Genomic DNA, 13,799 nt, shown 5'->3' on the forward strand with positions numbered 1-13,799 from the left:
TGGCCGCGAAGCAGTGGCCGTTATTTGCTCTGCACCTGTGCCTGCGGCGCGTCAGCGCGTCGCGCGGTGCTCTGTGCGATGGACGTCGCGCCGAGTGACGCGGCCGCCGCAGCCGATGCCGGCAGCGGCGCGGGCGCCGCGACCTCGCCGGTCTCGCGATTCATCTGCGTCACATCCCAACCGCCGCCGAGCGCCTTCACGAGACCCACCGACGATACCATCCGCTGCCCGCTGATACTCTCGAGCTTCAGTTCGGCCGTGAACGCCGTGGTCTGTGCGGTCAACACATTGACGAAGCCGACCGTACCCGCTTTGTATTCGTTCGTCACGATGGCAAGCGCCTGGCGCGCCGAGGCGACCGCCTGCCGCTGCACGACGATTTCCTGCTCGAGGATGCGAAGCGCCGCGAGATTGTCCTCGACGTCTTGGAACGCGGTCAACACGGTCTGCCGATAGGTCGCGACATCCGCGTCATAGGTGGCGCGCGCGGCGTCGGTTTGCGCCTTGCGCAGGCCGGCGTCGAAGATCGTCCCGGCCAGTTGCGGGCCGAGTGTCCAGAAGCGCGACGGCAAGGTCAGCAATTGCGAGAACACCGAGTTCTCGAAGCCCCCGCTCGCCGACAGCGTGAGCGACGGGAAGAACGCGGCGATCGCCACGCCGATCTGTTCGTTCGCCGCCGCGGCCTTACGCTCCGCCGACGCAATATCCGGCCTGCGTTCCAGCAACGCGGAGGGCATCTGCGCCGGCACGGCGGGCGGCGTCGCAGTGAGCGGCATTGGCGGTAGCGAGAACATCGATGCGGGCACGCCGACCAGCACCGCGATCGCGTGCTCGTCCTGCGCGCGCTGGATGCCGTTGTCGATCGCGGCGGCCTGCGCCGATTGCAACTGCGTTTGCGCCTGGATCACGTCCGAGCGCGCGGCGACACCGGCCGCGTACTGATTCTGCGTGAGTTGCAGTGAACGCTGATAGGCGATGACGGTGTCATCGAGCAGCTTCTGCGTGGAGTCGAGCGCACGCAACAGGAAGTACGTCTGCGCGAGCGTGGCCTGGGCGGACAGGCGCGCGTTCGCGAGGTCGGCGGCCGCGCCCTGCTGACCGGCTTTCTGCGCGTTGACCGAGCGCGTGACCGAACCCCACAGATCCGGCTCCCAACTCGCCTGCATCTGGACGTTGAAGCTGTTGCTGATGCCTTCGCGGCTCGTCGTCGTCGTAATGCTGCCGGTTTGCGTGCCGTTGCCCGAGCGCGCCGCGCCCGCCGACGCGCCGATCGTCGGAAAGTACGCGGCCCGCGCTTCGCCGACGAGCGCACGGGCCTGCCGGTAGTTCGCGGCGAATTGCGCGATGGTCTGGTTCGCGGCGTTGAGCTTGTCTTCGAGTTCGTTGAGCTTCGGGTCTTCATAGATCGCCCACCAGTCGCCGCGGTCGTGCTGATCGGCGGGTTCGGCGACTTTCCAGCCTGGCGCGGCTTCCTTGAACGAGGCGGGAATCTCGGTGGCCGGCCGCTGATAGTTCGGGCCGACCGCGCAAGCAGCGACGAATGTCGCGCAGGCCGCGCATACGGCGAGGGTCAGGACGCGCGGCGCAAACGCACGCGCGCGCGTGATTCGGTCAGACTGCATGCAATGAATTCCTTCTGGACGCCGCGGTGCGGCCGGCAGCGCCGCCACCGGCCGGGCGAAATCGTTATGTGCCGGAATGTTAGCGTATGAGCCCGCGCGAGCGCGGGAAACTGAAGGCTGAAAGGTTAATGCGAGGCGGTGCGCCGGTGTGTTACTCGCGCTGACGCGATGGTTACGCGTTGTTACCGGCAGGCGGAGAGTCTGCGGGTTCGCGGTGATGCAGGTGGCGGCATGAAGGTGACGGGTGCGCCGTGAACCGGCGCGCCGTCAGGGCCGCGATTCGGTGGATTGGAACTGCTGGCGTTGACGCTGACGCCTGCACGCGAGCTTGCCAGCCGACGCGCGGCACGAAGCGCCGCCGGTCGCGAGGCAAGCGGTGCCGCCGTTTGGCGTCGCAGCGACGGCGTTTCCCGTCTCCATCGCGAAGCTTCCCTCTGGCAACACACTCAGGCTGGTCTCCGCGAGCGCGGCGTTATCGTTCCTCGCTCGCTTCGCCATCCGTCGATGCTCGGCCCATGCGAGCAGCGCGACGCCCAGCGATCCTCCCGGCAGCACGAACAGTCCCGCCAACAGCGCGAGCTTCCACCAGCGGTGCCGGCCTTGGAAGCTATGGAGTGCGGAATCGGTCAGTGAGCGGCTCAGGCCGCCGAGCGTGTTTTTGAGGTACTGCATCGGAGAAATCCTTTGGCGCGCCTCGCGAACAGCAGACGTGCGGTCGATCGGTCAGAACATGATCTTGAACAGCGCAGGACGCGCGAAACTGATTGCTTATCATAATATTGACTATGCAATCAAATTTCAAGATACTGTGCCGCGCGAATCGGTCGATTGTTGTTTTCATGATGGTGGGTTGCGCGGTGCAAAATACAATTTGACTCGTCTGCTTAGGCAGCTAAACTTCGTTTTGCTTGTCGATGTCGCGGATACCTCATGACTGATGGCCCCTACAAAGCGGACGAAGTCGAACTCACGAGCAGTCTCGGCTATTACCTGACGAAAGCGCGCAACGTGCTGGTCGAGCGGACCGACCGTGCGGTGAAGCCGCTCGGGCTCACCGCGCAGCAAATCGGCGTGATCCTGATGCTGTCGTCGCGGCGCGCGAGCACGCCGTTCGAGCTGTCGCGCGCGATGTCGTACGACAGCGGCTCGATGACGCGTCTGCTCGATCGCCTGGAAAAGAAGGGCTTCGTCGTGCGCATGCGCAGCAGCGACGACCGGCGCATGGTGAAGCTGGAACTGACGTCGCAGGGCCGAGAGGCCGCGCGGCAATTGCCGAACCTGGGCGCGAGCGTCCTGAACGACCAGTTGCGCGGCTTTACCGCCGAAGAGCACGCGACGCTAATTCACCTGCTCGCCCGTTTCATCGCGAACGGTCCCGAGGGAGGAGTCGACGTGGGTTGCGGACCGGCGCCACTGCAGGGCCAGCCACGGCGTTGAGCCGAAGCATCGACCGAAGCACGGTCCTCGTCGGATCGCGGCTGCGCTCGATTACGAAGAACTAGCAACACATTCGCGAGGCGCTTTTCAAGGGTGCCATTGTCAGCAGATATCTGTCTGGGCAGAGGGTGTTGCGGCACGTAAGCGTCGTCGTGGAGACGCGCGATAAAGCTGCCGCGACAAGTTTCCGCCTCCGAAGGAGAACCACCTATGGACGCCACGGCATCCAACGCCATGCTGCCCGCAACCGAACCCGCCCCGCTCCGGGGCGGCACGCTCGCGCTGCTTACCGTCGGCCTTGCGCTCGGCACCTTTATGGAGGTGCTCGACACCTCGATTGCGAACGTCGCGGTTCCGACCATTTCCGGCAGCCTCGGCGTCGCGGCAAGTCAGGGCACCTGGGTGATCTCATCGTACTCGGTAGCCTCGGCGATCGCCGTGCCGCTGACCGGCTGGCTCGCGCGACGCGTCGGCGAGGTGCGGCTCTTTACGCTGTCGGTGCTGCTGTTCACGATTGCGTCGGCGGCCTGCGGTTTCGCGCACAACTTTGAATCGCTGATCGGGTTCCGGCTCGCGCAAGGGCTCGTGTCCGGGCCGATGGTGCCGCTGTCGCAGACGATCCTGATGCGCTCCTACCCGCCCGCGAAACGTGGCCTCGCGCTCGGCTTATGGGCGATGACCGTGATTTGCGCGCCGATCTTCGGTCCGGTGATGGGCGGCTATATCACCGACAACTTCACGTGGCCGTGGATCTTCTACATCAACGTGCCGATCGGCCTGTTCTCGGCGTTCTGCGCGTATCTGCTGCTGCGCGGCCGCGAGACCCGGACGACACGCCAGCGCATCGACGCGGTGGGCCTCGTGCTGCTCGTGGCCGGCGTGTCGTGTCTGCAGATGATGCTCGACCTCGGCAAGGACCGCGACTGGTTCAACTCGACGTTCATTGTGACGCTCGCGGTGATCGCGCTGGTGTCGATCGCGTTCCTGCTCGTCTGGGAGTTGACGGAGAAGGAGCCGATCGTCGACCTGTCGCTGTTCAAGGATCGCAACTTTGCGCTTGGCGTCGTGATCATCTCGTTCGGCTTCATGGCGTTCTTCGGCTCGGTGGTGATCTTCCCGCTCTGGCTGCAAACGGTGATGGGCTACACGGCCGGCCTCGCGGGTCTCGCCACGGCACCGGTCGGACTGCTCGCGCTGTTTCTGTCGCCGCTGATCGGCCAGAACATGCACCGGCTGAACCTGCGCATGGTCGCGAGCTTCGCGTTCATCGTGTTCGCGATCGTGTCGTTCTGGAATTCGACGTTCACGCTCGACGTGCCGTTCGGCGATGTGATCCTGCCGCGACTCGTGCAGGGCATCGGTGTCGCGTGCTTCTTCGTGCCGATGACGACGATCACGCTGTCCAGCGTGTCCGACGAGCGTCTTGCGAGCGCGTCGGGTCTGTCGAACTTTTTCCGCACGTTGTCGGGCGCGATCGGCACCGCGATCAGCACGACCTTCTGGGAAAACGACACGATCTATCACCACGCGATGCTCGCCGATACGGTCAACCCGTATTCGGCGAACACCAATGCTTATACGAATGCGCTCGCTGGCGTCGGGCTGTCTGGTGACAGCCTGACCGCGCAGCTGAACCAGGTGGTGACGAGCCAGGCGTACATGATCGCCACCAACGACTTCTTTCGCATCTCGTGCGCGGCGTTCATCGTGCTGGCGCTGCTCGTCTGGATCACGAAGCCGCGCAAGGGCACCGGGCCTTCGTTAGGACACTGAAGCAAAAGCGCGGCAGCGGCAAACGCATCGCCGCTGCCGCCACTGATCGAGCTATTTCGACATCGCCTCGCCATTGGGCAGCGTAGTCGTCCTTCCGGGCATCGTCTCCGGATGCGTCGCATCCGGCGCGTTCTGCGGTGGTGTCGCGCTGCCTTGCGGCGCTCCCGCGGCTGTGCCCGTCGCGCCTCTCACGTACTGCTTGAAATCGGCGCCCGCTTCCCACGGATTCGGCTTGCAGCCGAGCGAACTGTCGCAATGCGCGGAAAAACCGATCGTCATGGTGCCATCGGGACTTGCAGCGCGCGTAATCTGAAACGCGAGCGCGCGCTTGCCGCCGTCCGGGCCGGCGGTCTGGATCAGCGAGTCGTTAGCCGTCTCGATCTTGTATTTCGAATGACTGGCGACCCACGTTTGCGCCCGTTGCCACCAGAGCTCGCATTCCGCCTTGTTGGAACACGTCAACGGTGTGGTCGCAATCTGCATCACGTCCGGATCGACCTGGCCTTGCGTCGAGCATGCCGCCGTCGCCACGAGACAGAGCCCGGCCAACAGAGTTTTGTTCTTCACGTCGATACCTCCTCTGTGCAGCGTGTCATAAGCTTTTGGACCAGCACACTGTGACGGTGTTTCATCCGATCCGAGAATCGCGACGACGCACGGAGAATTTGCCGATTCGGCACCCTCGCAGCGCGCAATCCGTAGAGCTTACTTGCGCGTTACCGCACGCAAAAGAAAAAGCGGCCACGTGGGCCGCCTGGACAACTCTGGAGATGCTGCGGTCAAAACGCTCAGACGCTGAAGCGATTGAGCGTATAGGCCCGATACGCGGCGACGAAAGCGTCGAACGAACCGACCTCTTCGCGTTCGAGCTTCGTCTGTTCGTCGAGCGATTGCAGCGCGAGGTCCGCGAACGCCTTGGACTGCGCGGCGTCGAGCGGACGCGCACGGAAGTAGGCCGCGTGCGCTTCGCTTTGCGCGAGGCCAAATGCGAGGAAGCTCTGTTGCTGCTCGCGCATCGTTTGCAGCACGCGCGCCGATGGCGTCAGCGACACGTCCGCGAGCTTCGCGCGTTGCGCGGCGACCGCGCGCGCGTGTTCGTCGCCGCCCTTCAGGCTGTCGAGCACGGCGGCCGCGGCGTCGATTTTCACGAGCAGTTCGTTGGCCCAGTCGATCATCGCGACCGGCTTGCCGTCGCGAACCAGTTCCAGGCCTGGCTTGCGGCCTTCCATCGTCACGCGGCCGAAGTTCTCGTTCGCTTCGCTGTACGCGGGCGGGGGCAATGGCGCGCTGTCGTCGAGCGCGCACACGAGCAGGTAGGCGTCGAGAAAGCGCGATGTTTCGAGCGAAATGCCCGTCGGCTCGAACGGATCGATGTCCATGCAACGCACTTCGACGTATTGCACGCCGCGCGCGGCGAGCGCATGCAGCGGCCGCTCGCCCGGATAGGTGATGCGCTTCGGACGAATCGTCGAGTAGAACTCGTTTTCGATTTGCAGCACGTTGGTGTTGATCTGCACCCACTCGCCGTCGCGTTGCGTGCCGATCTGCTCGTAGGCCGGATACGGCTGGCTCACGGCTTTCGCGAGCGCGTCGAGATAGCCGGGCAGCGTGTCGTAGTCGGCATGCAAACCGGCTTGCGCGGTCGTGTTCGAATAGCCGAGGTCGCTCATGCGCAGGCTGGTCGCGTACGGGCGATACAGCGTGGCGGCGTCCAGCGTGTCGAGCGCGTGTTTGCGATCGCGGAGGAATCGGCGATCGAGCGCCGGCGATGCGCCGAACAGATACATCAGCAGCCAGTTCGTGCGACGGAAATTGCGGATCAGCGCGAGGTAGCGCTCGGACTGGAAGTCGACGGCGTTCGCGGTGGATCGCTGATCGGCGTGCAGCAGCCGCCACACTTCTTCGTTCAGCGAATAGTTGTAGTGGACGCCCGCGATGCACTGCATCGTGCGGCCATAGCGCAGCGCGAGACCGATGCGGTACACGTACTTCAGCTTGCCGATGTTCGACGTGCCGTAGTGCGCGATCGGAATGTCGTCGTCGGAAGCGGGCAACAGGGCCGGCATCGAGTTGTTCCACAGGATCTCGTCACCGAGCTCCGCGTAGACGAAACGATGCAGCAGGTCGAGCTGCGCGAGGGTTTCGGCGGCGTCGCGCTCGGCCGGCGTAATCAGCTCGAGCAGCGCCTCGGAGTAGTCGGTCGTCAGCGACGGATGCGTGAGCGCCGAGCCGAGCGCCCGCGGATGCGGCGTCATCGCGAGGTGGCCGTCGCGCGTCACCCGCAGGCTTTCCTTTTCGATGCCGCGCAGGCCTCGTATCAGCGCGTCGCGCTGCGGGCTCGAGTCGAGCACGGACAGGCGGTGCGAAAACGCGTCGGTCGTGCAGGAAGGTGTCGTGTTGGGCATTGATGCAAGTCGCGCGTTGCCGGTCGCCGTGTATCGCCAGATGATTCGCAGACGGTACAGCGGCTGACAACTTTCGGCGGAATTTTCGGTAGCGGGCACTTTAACATCTCACCAGAACGGCTGCTTGCGGCCGCTTGGGCGGGGTTCGGCGCCCGGCTATGAGCGTCGCGCAGAACCGCGCGATCACGATCGCGACGTCACGAAGACGCTACCCTCCGCGCGCCGCGCCTGCCCGATCCGCCACCTCGTTCCACAGATGCATCGCGGCATACGCGCGATACGGCCGCCAGGCGTCCGTGCGGCTGCGCTGCTGCGCGGGCCGTACGAGCGAAGGATCGCGCGCGCAGATCGATTGCATGAGCACGAGATCCGACGCGGGCCATGCATCCGCATCGCGCCATGCGCGCATGGCGACGTATTCGACGGTCCATGGGCCGATGCCGGCGAGCGCGAGCAACGCGGCGCGCAGGCTCGCGGCGTCGACGGTATCGCTGCTGTCGAGCGGCACGTCGCCGCTCGCGACCGCGCGCGCGAAGCCCTGCAACGCGGCGACGCGTTTGCCCGGCATGCCGATCTTCGCGAGATCGACTTCGGCGAGCGCGGCCGGCGTCGGAAAACGCCATGCGGTGTTTTGATGAGGATGCCCGTCGATGGGTTCGCCCGCGCGTTGCACGAGACGTCCGATGATCGTCGTCGCGGCCTTCACGCTGATCTGCTGGCCGACTATCGCGCGCACCACCAGTTCGAAGCCGGACCACGCGCCCGGCACGCGCAGGCCCGGCACCGCGGCGACGAGCGGCGCGAGCCAGGGATCGGCGGCGAGCCCGGCGGCGATCTTGTTTGGATCGGCCCGCAGATCGAACATCCTCGCGACTGGCGCGGCGAGCGCATCGGCGTGACGGCTCGCAGGCCCTTCGATGCTCGCGACGATGCAGCGCTTGCGCGGATGCAACCGCACGCTGAGCGTGCCGCTGTCGCCGTTCCAGTCGATCCCGCGGCGATACGCGCCGTCCTCGACGGCCTCGACGCCCGGCGTCGCGCGACCGCTGAAAAAGCGCAGCAGCCGCGGCCAGTCGAACGGTGCGTTGAACGGCAAGTCGAGCGTTGCGACGTCGTTAAGCGTGCTCAAGCGGCGTGATCCAGGTGGGAGTCGTGGGCGTCGGCATCGGTGCAGCTGGCGTCGCGGCGCGGCGCGTCGCCGGCTGAAGCGCCGCCAGTGTGCTGCGCCTCATTGTCGAGCAACGCGGCCTTGCGCGGCAGCCCCCAGCGATAACCGGCGAGCGCCCCGCCTTTCTGCACGACGCGATGACATGGGATCGCAAGCGCGACCGGGTTGGTCGCGCACGCGCTCGCGACGGCGCGTACCGCTCGCGGCGAGCCGACCGCCTCGGCGATCTGCGAATAGCTGCGCGTCTCGCCGTACGGGATGCGTCGCAGAGCATCCCACACGCGCTGCTTGAACGCGGTCGACGCGATGTCGAGCGGTAGGTCGAAGTGTTGGCGCGTGCCGTTCAGATACGCGTCGATCTGCGCGATGAACGGCGTGAGCCGCCCGGTGTCTTCGCGCAGCTCGGCATTCGCGAACTCGCCGCGTAATTCGTCGATCAGCAGCGCGGTGTCATCGCCGAAACCGATCTTGCAGATGCCTTTGTCGGTTGCGGCGACCAGCACGAAGCCGAGCGAAGTGGGTGCGCTCGCATAGCGCACCGTCAGCCCAGCGCCCTTGCGACGATAAGCGGACGGCGCCATGCCGAGCTCGGCTGCCGCGCTGTCGTACATTCGCGACGGCGAGCCGAAACCGGCGTCGAGCGTCGCGCGCGTGACGTCGGCGCCGCCCTGCAGCGCATCACGCAACGCGGCGCCGCGCTGCGCGGCCTGATACTGACGCGGCGACACGCCGACCACGCGCTTGAACAGGCGTTGCAAATGAAACGGGCTCACGTGCACGGCATCGCCCAGTTGCGCGAGCGTGAGGCGCCGCTGGGGATCGGCGTCGAGCGCGGCGCACGCCTTGGCGACGATGCCGAGTTCGCGCGGCAAGCCGCCGGGCTGGCAGCGCTTGCAATCGCGAAAGCCCGCGGCGCGCGCGGCGGCGGCATCGGTGAAAAAGGCGACGTTTTCGCGGCGCGGCTGGCGCGACGCGCACGACGGCCGGCAGAACACGCCGGTCGTTCTGACTGCATAGAAGAATGCGCCGTCGGCGTCGCGCTCGCGATGGGTGACGGCGTCCCAGCGCTCGTCGTCGGTGCGCCACTGGGAGGCGTCGAAGTCGGCGTCGGTGCGAACGGTGGCGAAATGGCGGAGGGTGGCGTTCATGATGTCTTGGGGCCCGGATGGGCAGGCAATGTCGATGCTCATCAATCTAGGCCCGATCGTTACACAGTACGCGCCGGTTCTTGCTCTGTCATTCGGCCGCGCTGGGCTTGTCTTCGCGCTCATGGGGTCGTGACGGGTTAATCGCGTCCGAAGCGCTGCGGAACGTTCTGCCGCGGGGCGTTTTGCCTCAAGGCGCGTCAATTTCGCACGGTACCGGGTTTTCCCTTAAAAAGTTATTGCGTCGCACCAACCCGATGTGTATATTAGTACTTGTCTCCTCCATGTCTCCTCCTGATATGGATTCAGCCCGCTCCACTCGAGCGGGCTTTTTTTTGTCCGTTCCGCCGCGACTTCCCGCCGATCCGCCCCCGCCCGATCTCCTACACTTCGCTAATCGGCTCTCCGAACTAGCCAAAGGGCGTTCCACATGAAAATCCACATTCGCGAGATCGACCACGTCGTGATCCGGGCGACGGACGTCGAAACCCTCACGCGCTTTTACTGCGACGTGCTCGGTTGCAGTGTCGAGAAAGAGCAGCGCGAACTCGGCCTCACGCAACTGCGCGCGGGCCGGTCGCTGATCGATCTGTTGCAGGTCGGCGCGAAGCTCGATCGCGCGGAAAACGGCGCGGTGGGCACGGGACGCAACATGGATCACCTGTGTCTGCGGGTCGAGTCGTTCGACGCCGACGCGCTGAAGGCGCATTTGAGCGCGCATGGCGCGCGGCTAGGCGAACAGGGAATGCGTTATGGCGCGGATGGTTTCGGGCCGTCGCTATATCTGTTCGACCCGGAGGGCAACATGATCGAATTGAAGGGGCCGCCGGAAGCGGCGCGGGTCACCTCGCTCTGAAGGCGGCGACGAAGCAACCCGAACCGCGATCAGATTTGAGCCATCACGCGTCGGCGGGCGGTTTCAATACGGTCCAGTCGATCTTCACCGCATCGGCTTCGGCGCTGCCGAGCCACGCCTCGCCGTCCTGCACCGTGCATTGCAGCCGCATCGTGCGTTCGGCAAGCGAGCCGAGCGATGCCGCGACGTCCTCGCCGAGCGTCCACACCGTCACGTTGCGCAGGCGTTCGACCTTGTTGCGCACGCCCTGCCACCAGATCTCCGAGGTGCGCCCGCCATACGCGATGACGACCACGCGATTCGCGCGTCCGCTCGCCTTCGCGATGCGGCGCTCGTCGGGCTGTCCGACCTCGATCCACGTTTCGATCGCGCCGGTCAGGTCCTTCGCCCAAAGATCCGGTTCGTCGACATCCGATAAGCCTTTGCAAAACTCCAGCCGTTCCTGCGCGAACAGCGCGAACGCGGCGACGCGGACCATCATCCGTTCGTCGGTTTCCGAGGGGTGACGGGCGATCGTCAGCGAATGGTCGGCGTAATAGTGCCGGTCCATGTCCGCGATCTGCAGTTCCGCCTTGTATATCGTCGATTTGAGAGCCATGCCGTTGCTAAACCAGGCGCTCGCTCCACCGGAGCGCAGCGAAAATGAATCGTCGACGGCGCGTTGCCGCTTCTTGTGTTTGCTGTACATCGCATGTTCCTCCCGCGCCGTCAGTCGGTGCCTACGACACAGGAGGAAGCATTTACCGCGCCACGGCGGGTTCCATGGCCGCGCCGTACACCTCGCGAGCCGCCTCCCGCAACGCCTCGAGCACGACGGCGGCGGCCGGGGACAACAGATGCGACTGGCGCGTGATGATACCGAATGTATCCATCCTGCACGGTAAATCGATCGGTACCCGCTTCAGCACGCCGTACTGTTGGTATTGACGCGCCACTTCGTCAGGCAACACCGCCAACATGTCGCTTTGCAGCAGCAGGCTGGAAATCGCGAGGAAGTTGTTCGTATTGACGACGTTCTGCGGCGGGTTCAGTCCGATCTGCGAAAACATCAGATCGAAGCGATGGCGCAGCACGCTGCCCGGCGGATGCAGCACCCAGCTCGCGTTGACGATGCCGCGCAGCGTCAGCCCCGTTTCGCTTTCGAGCGGATGACCCGGACGCGCGACCACGCACAGGGGTTCGTCGGCGAGCGGTTCGTAGCGCACATCGGTTTTGAACTGATTCTGCCGTTCGAGCACGCGCCCGATCATGATGTCGAGATCGCCTTCGGCAAGCCGCGGCAGCATCACGTCGGAGGTCTCGACCTCGGTCCAGATCTGCAGCTGCGGATAACGCTCCTTCACGCTCGCGATCGCGCGCGGCACCATCGTCGCGGCGGCCGCGGCGATCACGCCGATACGCACCTGACCCGCGAGACCCGAGCGCAGCGCCGAGATTTCGTCGTGCGCCTGGCTCAAGTTCGACAGCACCATGCGCGCATGGCGGATCATCACCTCGCCGTACAGCGTCGCGTGCATGCCGTGCGGCGTGCGGTCGAACAGGCTGACGCCGAGCATGTCCTCGAGTTCTTTCAGCAGCCGGGACGCCGCCGGCTGCGTCATGCCGAGCACGTCCGCTGCGCGGCGCACGTTGCCCTCCTCCTCCATCGCCGCAAGCAGCAGCAACTGGCGTGTCTTGAGCCGCGCGCGCACGAACCAGTTCGAATAGCTACGCGTCATCGTGTGGTCTCCAGGTTTTTACGAGCGATGTTTGTACATTCTTCCGCTGAAGCTCCCATGATGCCATATCGAAACTGATATCGGAGAAGCTTAAAAAGGGATTGGAAAGTTATTGGCACGGCTCATACCATTCGTGGACTTTTCTGAACTTCCGGTGCGCCTTTTCCGCCGATGAACCGCGATCCGCTCGTCCCGCTCGTTGCCAGCCCGTTTCGCCATTACATCAATGGCGGATGGGAGACCGGCGCGACCACGGGCGTGTCGCTCAATCCGTCGGATCTCGACGAGCCGGTCGGCGAGTACGTGCGCGCCGACGTGCGGCAGACGGACAGCGCGATCGAGGCCGCGCACGCGGCGTTTCGCGAGTGGTCGCTCGCCTCCGCGCAGCGCCGCGCCGACGCGCTGGACGCGATCGGCAGCGAAATGCTCGCGCGCCGCGAGGAACTGGCTCGGCTGCTCGCGCGTGAAGTCGGCAAGGTGCTGCCCGAGGCGCTCGCCGAAGCGACGCGCGCAGGGCAGCTGTTCAAACTGTTCGCGGCCGAGGCGCTGCGCGCGTTCGTCGAGCCGCTCGCGTCGGCGCGTGCCGGCGTCGAAATCGACGTGACGCGCGAGCCGCTCGGGGTGGTCGGCATCATCGCGCCGTGGAGCGCGCCGCTTGCGACCGCCGCGGCGAAGATCGGCGCGGCGCTCGCGCACGGCAACTGCGTCGTCTATAAGCCTGCCGAATCAGTGCCCGCTTGCGCCGCGGCGCTCGCGTCGATCGTCAGTCGTGCTGGCTTGCCGGCCGGCGTGTTCAACCTCGTCATGGGCAGCGGGCGCAAGGTCGGCGCGCGCATCGTCGCGCATCCGCTCGTCGCCGCGATCAGCTTCACCGGTTCGTCCGACACCGGCACGCGCGTGCTGCAGGCCGCCGCCATGCGCCAGGCGCGCGTGCAGCTGGAGATGGGCGGCAAGAATCCGTTTGTTGTGTTGGCCGACGCCGATCTCGACGGCGCGGTCGACGCGGCGCTCACCGGTGCGTTCAGCGCGACCGGCCAGCGCAGCACGGCGGCCGCGCGGCTGATCGTCGAACGCGCGGTGTTCGCGCCGTTCATCGACGCGTTGCAGGCGAAGCTCGCAAAGCTAACCGTCGATCACGCGCTGAAGCACGGCACCGATATCGGCCCGGTGGCGAATGCCGCGCAGCTGGAACGCAATCTCGACTACGTGCGCGTCGGCGAGCAGGAAGGCGCGCAGTTGCTGCGCGGCGGGCGGCAACTCGAACGCGCGACGCGCGGATTTTTTTTCGAGCCGGCGCTGTTTATCGGCGAACCGGAGCATCGCATCGCGCGCGAAGAGATTTTCGGGCCGCTCGCGGTCGTGCTGCGCGCGGACGATTACGAACACGCGCTACATCTCGCGAACGACACCGCCTACGGACTGTGCGCCGGCATCTGCACGCGCTCGCTCGAACGCGCGCGGCATTTTCGCCGCCACGTACAGAGCGGTCTCGTCACGATCAATCTGCCGACCACGGCCGTCGAGCATCACGGACCCGGCGGTGGGCGCAAGGCGTCGGCCTACGGCGCGAGCGATGCCGCGTTCTGGACCGCCGTGAAAACGGCGTACCTGGCGGGCTAGAAGCAATGAGCCGCGGCAGCCATTTCGCCGTGACAGGCGCGCAACGCTCGGTGTA

Annotated in this window: 13 protein-coding genes; 5 read left to right on the top strand and 8 right to left on the bottom strand. The window is 65.6% G+C overall.

Annotated features, from left to right (window positions below; translation table 11 throughout):
* Positions 1–20: 20 nt before the first annotated feature.
* Together BJG93_RS16565 and BJG93_RS16570 are read right to left on the bottom strand one after the other, a co-directional pair.
* Positions 21–1,622: an efflux transporter outer membrane subunit gene (locus BJG93_RS16565; protein ID WP_027199309.1), complete on the bottom strand. Its 1,602-nt coding sequence runs from the start codon at positions 1,620–1,622 to the stop codon at positions 21–23.
* Between the two features lie 267 nt (positions 1,623–1,889).
* Positions 1,890–2,294 carry a hypothetical protein gene (locus BJG93_RS16570; protein ID WP_027199310.1) on the bottom strand — a complete coding sequence of 135 codons (405 nt, stop codon included), beginning with the start codon at positions 2,292–2,294 and terminating at the stop codon, positions 1,890–1,892.
* 58 nt (positions 2,295–2,352) lie between these two features.
* Here BJG93_RS16570 and BJG93_RS16575 point away from each other — a divergent pair, with 58 nt between their 5' ends.
* The 3 genes from BJG93_RS16575 (at position 2,353) to BJG93_RS16585 (ending at position 4,832) form a co-directional block, all read left to right on the top strand.
* Positions 2,353–2,556 carry a hypothetical protein gene (locus BJG93_RS16575; RefSeq protein ID WP_154671870.1) on the top strand — a complete coding sequence of 68 codons (204 nt, stop codon included), beginning with the start codon at positions 2,353–2,355 and terminating at the stop codon, positions 2,554–2,556.
* On the top strand, positions 2,553–3,059 hold the full coding sequence (locus BJG93_RS16580) for a MarR family winged helix-turn-helix transcriptional regulator (RefSeq protein WP_027199311.1): 507 nt from the start codon (positions 2,553–2,555) through the stop codon (positions 3,057–3,059). Before BJG93_RS16575 ends, BJG93_RS16580 begins: the two co-directional genes overlap by 4 nt.
* A 210-nt stretch (positions 3,060–3,269) precedes the next feature.
* Positions 3,270–4,832 (top strand): DHA2 family efflux MFS transporter permease subunit, encoded by a 1,563-nt coding sequence (locus tag BJG93_RS16585; protein WP_027199312.1) that lies wholly within the window; start codon positions 3,270–3,272, stop codon positions 4,830–4,832.
* Between the two features lie 51 nt (positions 4,833–4,883).
* Here the strand turns inward: BJG93_RS16585 and BJG93_RS16590 are convergent, their stop codons facing one another.
* The 4 genes from BJG93_RS16590 to ada all read right to left on the bottom strand — a co-directional run bounded on the left by BJG93_RS16590 (position 4,884) and on the right by ada (position 9,553).
* Entirely contained in the window at positions 4,884–5,399 is a 516-nt protein-coding gene (locus tag BJG93_RS16590) for a hypothetical protein (RefSeq protein WP_027199313.1), read from the bottom strand.
* A 221-nt stretch (positions 5,400–5,620) separates the two neighbouring features.
* Positions 5,621–7,237: a glutamate--cysteine ligase gene (gene gshA, locus BJG93_RS16595; protein WP_027199314.1), complete on the bottom strand. Its 1,617-nt coding sequence runs from the start codon at positions 7,235–7,237 to the stop codon at positions 5,621–5,623.
* Positions 7,238–7,445: 208 nt separating this feature from the next.
* Positions 7,446–8,366 (bottom strand): DNA-3-methyladenine glycosylase family protein, encoded by a 921-nt coding sequence (locus tag BJG93_RS16600; protein WP_027199315.1) that lies wholly within the window; start codon positions 8,364–8,366, stop codon positions 7,446–7,448.
* Complete coding sequence (gene ada, locus BJG93_RS16605) at positions 8,363–9,553, bottom strand: bifunctional DNA-binding transcriptional regulator/O6-methylguanine-DNA methyltransferase Ada (protein WP_034479760.1); 1,191 nt, start codon at positions 9,551–9,553, stop codon at positions 8,363–8,365. The genes BJG93_RS16600 and ada overlap by 4 nt, the downstream gene beginning before the upstream one ends.
* A 427-nt stretch (positions 9,554–9,980) precedes the next feature.
* Between ada and BJG93_RS16610 the strand changes: the two genes are divergently transcribed.
* On the top strand, positions 9,981–10,406 hold the full coding sequence (locus BJG93_RS16610) for a VOC family protein (protein ID WP_027199317.1): 426 nt from the start codon (positions 9,981–9,983) through the stop codon (positions 10,404–10,406).
* A gap of 43 nt (positions 10,407–10,449) precedes the next feature.
* Here BJG93_RS16610 and BJG93_RS16615 read toward each other — a convergent pair whose 3' ends face one another.
* Together BJG93_RS16615 and BJG93_RS16620 are read right to left on the bottom strand one after the other, a co-directional pair.
* Complete coding sequence (locus BJG93_RS16615; protein ID WP_027199318.1) at positions 10,450–11,004, bottom strand: YaeQ family protein; 555 nt, start codon at positions 11,002–11,004, stop codon at positions 10,450–10,452.
* Positions 11,005–11,146: 142 nt separating this feature from the next.
* A complete protein-coding gene (locus tag BJG93_RS16620; protein ID WP_027199319.1) occupies positions 11,147–12,124 on the bottom strand; it encodes a LysR family transcriptional regulator in 978 nt (325 codons plus the stop codon).
* A gap of 171 nt (positions 12,125–12,295) precedes the next feature.
* Here BJG93_RS16620 and BJG93_RS16625 point away from each other — a divergent pair, with 171 nt between their 5' ends.
* On the top strand, positions 12,296–13,744 hold the full coding sequence (locus tag BJG93_RS16625; RefSeq protein ID WP_027199320.1) for an aldehyde dehydrogenase family protein: 1,449 nt from the start codon (positions 12,296–12,298) through the stop codon (positions 13,742–13,744).
* Positions 13,745–13,799: the final 55 nt, after the last annotated feature.

The sequence above is a fragment of the Paraburkholderia sprentiae WSM5005 genome (genome assembly GCF_001865575.2).
Taxonomy (GTDB): domain Bacteria; phylum Pseudomonadota; class Gammaproteobacteria; order Burkholderiales; family Burkholderiaceae; genus Paraburkholderia; species Paraburkholderia sprentiae.